The sequence below is a fragment of the Alicyclobacillus sp. SP_1 genome (assembly GCF_024706985.1).
Classification (GTDB): Bacteria; Bacillota; Bacilli; order Alicyclobacillales; family Alicyclobacillaceae; genus Alicyclobacillus_I.
This window is the reverse complement of the sequence record NZ_JAMCCX010000002.1, coordinates 1-1,178: the sequence shown is the minus strand read 5'-3', so window position 1 is coordinate 1,178 and position 1,178 is coordinate 1. Positions and strand designations below refer to the sequence as shown.

Sequence of the window (1,178 nt, the reverse complement as noted above, 5' to 3'; positions counted from 1 at the left end):
AAAGTTCACATTTGCTTTGTTATGACACTGTCTCGTGATGAATGTGATCACATCTGCATCTGTCTTCCTTCTGGGGAACTATACGATGGAGGAATAGGAGTGCATACCAGGAATCACTACAGTCCTCAATTTGTGTTAGAGGACATGTTTGATTACGACGAACAACTTCTAGAAAAGTGGTCTTATGGGTTGGATCGCACGTACCCGCGATTTTGTCCGAATTTCGACCGCAAATTCGTCGAAAGAATTGTAAAAAGCAATCTGGAAAACCTCTTCGAGAAAGATCTATCACCCATTGCGTAATCTCCGATGGTTTCTAGGAGAAATATCTATGTGTCAGATATAGCTAGACAGGATTGCGCAGCCAGCCAGAACAATTTTTCTCTGGTTGACGCTTGCTTTGTCCATTCGCGCGAATCCCATTTGTCGGACCCGAGATCGTCTCCACCGTACAGAAGTTGCCCAAATAGGACACCTCGGAACTGAGCTACCGCAAAGAACGCTGCACATTCCATCTCTACGGTCAGACATCCTTCTGACTTGCGAAGTCGAATCTTTTCTGGTGTAGAACGATAGAAAGCATCGGTCGTCCAAGTTTTAGAAACCACGTAAGGAATTGCGTGCGCTTTAAGAACATTCTCAATGGCCTGCACGGCGACCGGATTGGCTTCGGCTTCACGACTGGGTGGCATGTAGTGATAAGAAGTGCCTTCATCACGAACCGCAGATTGAGGAACGAGAATACGCCCGAGCGGAATGTCTCGGTCCAGAACCCCAGCTCCACCACATGCGACGAATTTGCTGCAACCTAATGCGATAACCTTTTCCAGGTTTTTAGCAGCACTTGGTCCGCCCAACCCGGGGTTGAAAAGCGCTACTTTACAACCATCAAAGTCCACCTCATAAACTGGCGTTACTCCTGACTCTGCAACCATTTCAGCAATCATTGTGGCTCGTCCGTCGCTTACTAGCTTGTCGATGACATCAGTGAAGAAGCATGGGACGCAGTGCTCAGCAATTTCAATCGGAGAATGGCTGTGACTGGGGTTAATTAATGCATCCGTATTTAACACTACAACGCAGTTAGGTAATCGCATCAAGGTGAGCGTCAAATAATTCACACCTCGTTTGTGAATTCATAAGGAGAGATAATGTCCTCAAGTGAATTCCAGGGGGTG

At 46.8% G+C, this 1,178-nt stretch carries 1 protein-coding gene; it reads right to left on the bottom strand.

Going from position 1 to position 1,178, the window contains the following annotated elements; all coding sequences use genetic code 11:
* Positions 1-329 precede the first annotated feature (329 nt).
* Positions 330-1,121 (bottom strand): nucleoside phosphorylase, encoded by a 792-nt coding sequence (locus tag M4I36_RS00010; protein ID WP_258109550.1) that lies wholly within the window; start codon positions 1,119-1,121, stop codon positions 330-332.
* Positions 1,122-1,178 lie beyond the last annotated feature (57 nt).